At 63.5% G+C, this 6,694-nt stretch carries 7 protein-coding genes and 2 pseudogenes; 7 read left to right on the top strand and 2 right to left on the bottom strand.

Annotated features, from left to right (window positions below; translation table 11 throughout):
* From NZN28_RS04545 to NZN28_RS04515, 7 genes and pseudogenes are all read left to right on the top strand, one after another.
* Positions 1-648: pseudogene (locus NZN28_RS04545) on the top strand (magnesium chelatase); the annotation flags it as partial.
* A gap of 22 nt (positions 649-670) precedes the next feature.
* Positions 671-1,888 (top strand): hypothetical protein, encoded by a 1,218-nt coding sequence (locus NZN28_RS04540; RefSeq protein ID WP_295395585.1) that lies wholly within the window; start codon positions 671-673, stop codon positions 1,886-1,888.
* A 412-nt stretch (positions 1,889-2,300) separates the two neighbouring features.
* Complete coding sequence (locus NZN28_RS04535; RefSeq protein ID WP_295395583.1) at positions 2,301-2,459, top strand: hypothetical protein; 159 nt, start codon at positions 2,301-2,303, stop codon at positions 2,457-2,459.
* Between the two features lie 458 nt (positions 2,460-2,917).
* A complete protein-coding gene (locus NZN28_RS04530) occupies positions 2,918-3,178 on the top strand; it encodes a hypothetical protein (RefSeq protein WP_295395581.1) in 261 nt (86 codons plus the stop codon).
* A gap of 52 nt (positions 3,179-3,230) precedes the next feature.
* The gene (locus NZN28_RS04525) at positions 3,231-3,431 is read left to right on the top strand and encodes a hypothetical protein (RefSeq protein WP_295395580.1); all 201 of its coding nucleotides are present in this window, start codon (positions 3,231-3,233) and stop codon (positions 3,429-3,431) included.
* A 155-nt stretch (positions 3,432-3,586) separates the two neighbouring features.
* A complete protein-coding gene (locus NZN28_RS04520) occupies positions 3,587-3,832 on the top strand; it encodes a hypothetical protein (protein WP_295395579.1) in 246 nt (81 codons plus the stop codon).
* 157 nt (positions 3,833-3,989) lie between these two features.
* A complete protein-coding gene (locus NZN28_RS04515; RefSeq protein ID WP_295395578.1) occupies positions 3,990-5,477 on the top strand; it encodes a hypothetical protein in 1,488 nt (495 codons plus the stop codon).
* 39 nt (positions 5,478-5,516) lie between these two features.
* On the opposite strand, the gene NZN28_RS04510 is transcribed toward NZN28_RS04515, so the two are convergent.
* Positions 5,517-6,101, bottom strand: a complete 585-nt coding sequence (locus NZN28_RS04510; RefSeq protein ID WP_295395577.1) for a hypothetical protein — start codon at positions 6,099-6,101, stop codon at positions 5,517-5,519.
* A 97-nt stretch (positions 6,102-6,198) separates the two neighbouring features.
* A pseudogene (gene paaD / locus NZN28_RS04505) lies at positions 6,199-6,693 on the bottom strand (1,2-phenylacetyl-CoA epoxidase subunit PaaD); the annotation flags it as partial.
* Between the last annotated feature and the right edge of the window lies 1 nt (position 6,694).

Genomic DNA, 6,694 nt, shown 5'->3' with positions numbered 1-6,694 from the left:
GGATTGGCCATCACCCGGCAGGAAGCCTGGGTGGCCCGCGAGGAGGGCATGTACGTGCCGGCCTATGTGGCCGAAGCCTCGGAGGCGGTGGCCTTTGTGGCGCGTGAGGACAAGCGGGTGGACAAGACCTCGGGGGTCTCGCAGCGCCTTTCGATCAGCCTGCTGGAGCTGGTGGCCTCCAACGCCGAACGGCGGGCCTTGCGCCACGGCGAGCGCCCGGTCGCCCGGCCCCTCGACCTGTATGCGGCCCTGCCGGCCATCACCGGCAAGATTGAGCTGGAATACGAGGGCGAACTCCAGGGGGCCGAGCGGGTGGCCCGCGACCTCTTGCTCAAGGCCTTTGGTCTGGCCTATGGCGAACGGGCTCGAGGCCTGCCGGTGGACGAAATCGTGCAGTACTTCGCCGACGGCAACCTCCTGACCCTGCCCGAGGGCAGCGCCAAAACGGTACTGAAGGAGATGGAAAAAGTGCCGGGCCTGCTGGCGGCTGCCCGAAAACTGGAACCCCAGACCAGCCCCGAGGCCCTGGTGGCCGCCGGGGAGTTTATCTTGGAGGGCCTGGCGGGCCGCCGCAAGATTGCCCGTGGCGAGGAGAGCTACAGCGCCCCCGTTGAGCGGGAGCGCGAACGGTGGGGCAGCGGGAACTAAGGCCCACGACCAAGGAGTACCCATGCGTGTCCGATACTCCAAATACGAGCCCGGCTTCGACGACCTGAGCGGAGCCGACCTGATGGACATGATTCAGGATTTCCTGATGGACTCGGGCTTTTCCGACCCCTACAACCGCTACCAGCCCGACCCCAGCCGCGCCCCCACCGCCGAAGACCTCTACGATGCCCTCCTGCAAGCCCTCTTAGAGCAAGACCGCATCCCCGAGGAGTGGTTGCGCGAGGCCCGCTTCGCCAACCGCAAGGAGGAAACCCGGCTCTACCGCGAAATCCAGAAGCTCATCCAGCGCTTGCAGGACGAGGGCTTCATCCGCCTTCCGGGCAACGACCCGTCCGAGACGGGGCAGGGTTTTCAGGGGGAATCGCAGGAGACCCGCCTTGAGCTCACCAACAAATCGGTGGACTTTCTGGGCCTCAAAAGCCTGCGCACCCTGCTGGGCTCGCTGGGGAAAAACGCCCCCGGCGCCCACCTTACCCGCCACTATGCCTCGGGGGTGGAGTCGAGCGGCGAGACCAAGCCCTACGAGTTTGGCGACCAGCCCAACATCAATATCGGCGAGACCCTCAAGCAGGTGGTGATGAAGGGGCTGGACAACCTCGAGGAACGCGACCTGACCATCGAGCTTTCCGAGTACACCGCGGCCATGAACACGGTGGTGCTGCTGGACTGCTCCCACTCCATGATTCTCTATGGCGAGGACCGCTTCACCCCGGCCAAGCGGGTGGCCCTGGGCCTGGCCCACCTGATTCGCACCCAGTACCCCGGCGACCAGGTGCGCTTTGGGGTATTCCACGACAGCGCTGAGGAAGTGCCGCTGGGCAGGCTGCCCACCGTGCAGGTCGGGCCCTACCACACCAACACCGCCGAGGGGCTTAAGCTGGCCCGCAAGATGCTCCGCAAGATGAGCGGCGAGATGAAGCAAATCATCATGATTACCGACGGCAAGCCCTCCGCCCTCACCCTGCCCTCGGGCCAGATTTACAAAAACGCCTGGGGCCTTGACCCGGTCATCTTGGCCGAGACCCTCAAAGAAGCCACCCTGGCCCGCAAGGAAGGCATTCCCATCCATACCTTCATGCTGGCCCGGGAACCCGAACTCCTGGCTTTCGTCAAGAAGCTGACCCAAATTACCCGGGGCAAGGCCTACCTGACCACCCCGGGAAACATCGGGCGGTATGTGCTGATGGACTTTTTGAACCGGAAGGTGAGCAAGAACTAGGGTTCTAGTCGCTCTTCGCAGACTTGGCCGTGGAAACGAGGACGCATCGGGGCCAAGACGCCTGTGCCGCACCCAGGTACGGGTGCTTGGGTTTCGAGCTACCAGACGGCCACTGCTCTGTTCAGGGCAAAGTTTTCTGCAAACCGAATGGCTCATGATGTGTGATGAGCGCTCTAAAGGGCAAAATCTGACGCTTCTTATCGAACCTGGTTGACCTGTCCTTGCAAGAAACGACCCGAGCGCTGGGACGACTGGCCCACGCACGACCGCGCCCGCTTGCTCGAGCACAATCTAGACTCCCTGCCTCTTCCTGCAACGCCCAGTGCGAGACCACCCAGGCCCTGGTCGCTTTTGGCCTGGTTGGGCGGGGTGGAAAGTGTGGCAAGCTGGCAAACGGTGATACCATTGGGGTATGAAGCGTGGCGCCAGAGGTGACCAAAGACAAAATACCTGGCCGGATGATTTTGCCGTTATTGAGCCAACTAAACCCGGTAAACCTGTTTTACCGAAACCGATCAAGCTCAAACCCGGCAAATCCACGCTCGAGTATGTTCAAGAGCAACGCCGGTGAGCTGGTAATTTTTGACACCGGCGCACTGATGTGGTAAAGCCACCAAACCCGAAATACCATGAAGGCGTGGGGAGCATTGTTTTCAAATCCAGAAAAGCCAAAGCGGTATATGACATCATTCGCTCGCTACCACCCCTTACCGACGCGCAGGCCAAAGAAATGGTGGACGCCATCGAGCGTGTTACCGGTCGCCGTCACCCTCTCCGTTTGGTGAAGCGCGAAAATGCAGATTCCCAAAAAAACCCTTCTTGACACCAACTTTTTCATCTCCCTCCGGCGAGAAGGGCCGGAGGCTTTGCGTTTCTTAAGCCGTTGGCGAGACTATGGCTGGTAGACAGGCCTTCCGATCCTCATTTTGGGCAGGTCGGGCTTAGGCAAACGCATCCTGGCCCGCGAAATCATCCGCCGCGTGGAGGGCCGCTACCGGCATCTGATCATCGTCAACCGCAAGCGCGAGTTTGCCGAACTGGCCGAGGGGCGACTCAGCCATCTTCATCGCCCAGATGCTCCAGGGGACCACCGGGGGCATCGAGCCCGGCGTGCGCCGCCAGGCCAGCCACCTGATTACCTTCCGCGTGAGCGAGCCGCGTGAGGTGCAGGCCCTGGCCCGGCCCGAAGGGGGCCTCCCACCCGAGTACGGCTTCAAAGACCTGGAACGGGACTTTGCCGGGGTGGTCAAACGGGCCCAGCAGGGCCGGGTGTTCGTGCGGCTGGATTAGCCATCTGGCTTGGCCTTGATTTTCTGCCAGCAGCCTTTCAGCCTGAGCGCAGATGGTTCCGAGGTATCCCACCCAGTACGGGCTACATACCAGCATTGACCTCATTTGCCCCAGCGGGGGAGACAACGACCTGGGCCAACCTCTGCACGCCCTCACCGACGGGCAGGTGGAGGCGGTGCTGAAAAACGCGGGGCCTTCCCGGGGCAATCTGGCGGTGATCGGGCACCCTGGGCTAGGTGTTTGGAGCCGCTAAGCCCACCATCAGGTATGGGCGCAGCGCTGACTGATGGCAATCGCTGGTCAGGCGATTGGCACGGTGGGCAAAGGCTTTGGCGAAGGCTGGGCGGCCCAACTGCACCTGGACATTGCCTAATCCTTTCTCTGCCTTTTTCGACTACACTACCCTTTGTGAAATCGGCCCGAACCTGGGGAATTGCCGCCTATCTGGCGCTCCTCCTCGAGCGCATCTCGCAGGCTGTGCAGTTTCGGCCCCGGCCCGCCTTCAACCCCGCGCAAATCCGCCGCTACGAGGGTGCGACACGGGAGTTACGCCTGGATATGCCCTATTACCCCGCTCAAACCGCCTGCGGCTATGTGCTGATTCCCAAAGATGGCTACTTTCAGCAGACCGAAGAGGTTCTGGAGCGGCTTTAGACCGCACACTTGAGTCGTGGTATGTCGGATGACGCCATCCAGGCTGCAAACAAGACTGCTAGAGCGACGCCAATGCCCAGTTGCGGGCAAAGCCTCGTACCCGTGCATCGTGTACTGAACCCTACCTGTCCTGAGCCTCATCCGCTACCCTGAGCCTATGCACCGGGTGTGGGCGGCGAGGCGGGCCTGGCGGATGCGGCTCTGGCTGGCGGCTGGGCTGGCGCTTTTGTTGCTTCCGCTGGCCTGGCTGGTGCATCCGGCCTGGGCGCTGCTATCGCTCGCAGGGCTGCTATACCCCACGCGCTGGGAAGAGCCAAAAGCCCTGGCCGACCTGGACCGACGCTACGGCCTGGCCTACCGCAGCGCGCTCGAGGCCCCCGCCAACCACCCCTGGCGAGGCCAGCTGCAAACCGAGGCCGAGGCCAGCCTGCGCGAGGCCCGACTTCCGGCCTTGCCCTGGGTTTTTATACCCCTCTATCTGGCCCTGGTCAGCGTGGCGTGGGTCTTGCCCCCGCTGCGTTTGCCCTTTGTGCCGTCGCCGGTGGAGGCCCCGACCCCCTCCAGCCCCGCCTCACCGCAGACGACCAACCCGGCACAACCCAGCCCCAGCCCTCAAACCAATCAACCCCTGTCCCCGGAAGAAGCGCCGCAAAGCCAGCAAGGCCCGGAAGCCGCCAATCCTTCGGAAAGGCCTGTAGACCCGCGCAGCCCGGAAACGCAGGGACGCGCAGGCGAGGCAGCGGGTCGGGAAGAGACCCAGGGCGCAGCCCGCTCCGCTTCAACCGGCCAAAGCCCTCAAGGCCGAGAAGAGCCTGTATCCAATCAAAACGGCCAGGGTTCCGCTCCATCGCAAAACACACTGGCGGGCCAGCCCCAATCCAATCAGACCGGCCAGTCTGGTCAAAACCCGCCCACATCCCAACCCGGACAAGCGCAGCCTGCCCAACCTGGGCAAGCACAGCCAGCCCAGCCCGGGCAAACAGCCCCCTCCCAATCGGGCCGCTCGGCTTCGGAACAAACCCCGCAGGGGCAATCCGGCTTGGGTTCTCAAGGTTCGGAGCCCGGTTCGTCGGGACAGCCCCCCCAACCTGGACAAGCACAGCCTGGCCAACCTGGACAAGCACAGCCTACGCAGCCTGGACAAGCACAGCCCCCCCAACCCGGACAAGCGGCGTCGCCCCAGTCAGGCCGTTCGGCTTCCGAACAAACCCCGCAGGGGCAGCCCGCGTCTGGTTCCCAGGGCTCGTCAGGACGGCCCTCTCAACCCCGACAACTGCAAGCACCCCAACCTGGCGCCGCGCAGCCAGGCCAGCAACCCGCCCAGGGCCAGGCTCCCCGAGAGAACCCAGGGCCGAATGCCCAGGGCCAGCCAGGGGGCGGTGAACAGGGGGGCGCCGGAACCCAGGGCGCACAGGCCCGCCCTCCCCAGCGCCCTCCGGCCAACCCGCAGCGCCCGGCAGGTGAGGCCCCGCTCAGCCGGGGTGAAAACCGGCAGGGCAGGCCCATGCCCCTGCCCAGCCCCTGGCCTTCGGGCCAGCCCCCACAAAATGTGCAGCGCCAGGCTGAAAAGTACCTCGAGTCCGAACCCCTGCCCCCCGAGGTGCGCGACCTGATGCGGCGCTATTTCGAGTTGCCCCAGCGCTAAAAAACCCACCCCTTGCGGAGTGGGCTCCGGTTTAACCAGCTAGAACTTGAGCACGCCCTGCCCACCGCCCCAGGTGATGGTCATGGTGCAGCCCGCCAGGTCGGGGTTGCTGGTGGTGTTAACCGTGCCCGAGAGGCTCGCGGTGTTTTGCCCGCCGTTTTGCAGGATGTCGAGTAGGGTTTGAAGGTTGGAGAAGCTCAGGGTGCCCCCCGTGAGGTTGCTCACGGTGTAGCTACTGCCGGACTGGGTGAGGGTGAACTGGACGTTGTTGGCCGAGGCGGTGGCCGACCGTGGCCCGGAAGACGGGTTGTCCGAAACGGTGGCGGTTACGCTCATGGAGACGCTCACCGTCTGGGGTGGGGTGCTGGGGCAACCGCTAAAGGAGACGTTCTGGACGGCCAGGTTGTAGTTGAAGCCGGTGGGGGTTACGGGGAGGTTAAGGGTGGCGTCGTTGAAGGTCGCGTTGACGCTGAGGTTGCCGGTGGCCTGGCTGTTGGGGCCAAGGGATACCTGGGTTTGCTGGCCTGCGAGCCCGAAGGGGTTATCGATGGGTGGGCTGCTAATCAGTCCACAACCCACAAAAGCCAGAGCCAGAACACTGCCGAGAAGTGCTAGACGTTTCATAAATTCCTCCTGCCCGCTTTTTGAAGCATTTGAATTGTATACCAAGCATTGGAGGAACGTAGTTATTTTTGACCTAAAAAGGGTTTGCTGGCGTTGCTCAGACCGTTTTGAAGCTTTCGAAGGGTTCTTTGCAGTCGTTGCAGACGTGGATGGCCTTGCACAGGGTGGGGCCAAAGGTGTTTTTGACCGAGGTGTTAAAGGAGCCGCAGCGCGGGCAGCGGGTGGGGGCGGCCTCGAGCTCGATCAAAGCACCCCGTTCGCGGGTGGGCCTGGGGGGTGCAATCCCGTACTGGCGCAGGCGTTCCTTGGCTTCGGGGGTAATCCAGTCGGTGCTCCAGGGCGGCGAGAGCACGGTTTTCACCTCGACCTCGGCAAAGCCCAGCGAGCGGGCGGTTTCTTCCAGCTGCGCCCGAATCAGGTGCAGGGCCGGGCAGCCCGAGAAGGTGGGGGTCATGGAGATGATGGCCTTGGGGCCCTCGAGCCGCACGTCCCGCACGATGCCCATCTCGACCACGTTAATCACCGGAATCTCGGGGTCGGGAATCCGGGCCAACGCTTGCCAGACTTCCTCAGTGCTGGGCAGGGTGGTCATA

The organism is Meiothermus sp., assembly GCF_025056915.1.
GTDB lineage: Bacteria > Deinococcota > Deinococci > Deinococcales > Thermaceae > Meiothermus.
The sequence above is the reverse complement of the archived record's forward strand: the minus strand, read 5'-3'. Positions and strand labels throughout refer to the sequence as shown.

Excerpts from the sequence above, each read along its gene's own strand:
- NZN28_RS04540 (WP_295395585.1), top strand. The coding sequence starts at position 671 with ATGCGTGTCCGATACTCCAAATACGAGCCCGGCTTCGACGACCTGAGC.
- NZN28_RS04510 (WP_295395577.1), bottom strand. The coding sequence starts at position 6,101 with ATGAAACGTCTAGCACTTCTCGGCAGTGTTCTGGCTCTGGCTTTTGTG.
- NZN28_RS04535 (WP_295395583.1), top strand. The coding sequence starts at position 2,301 with ATGAAGCGTGGCGCCAGAGGTGACCAAAGACAAAATACCTGGCCGGAT.
- NZN28_RS04525 (WP_295395580.1), top strand. The coding sequence starts at position 3,231 with ATGGTTCCGAGGTATCCCACCCAGTACGGGCTACATACCAGCATTGAC.
- NZN28_RS04515 (WP_295395578.1), top strand. The coding sequence starts at position 3,990 with ATGCACCGGGTGTGGGCGGCGAGGCGGGCCTGGCGGATGCGGCTCTGG.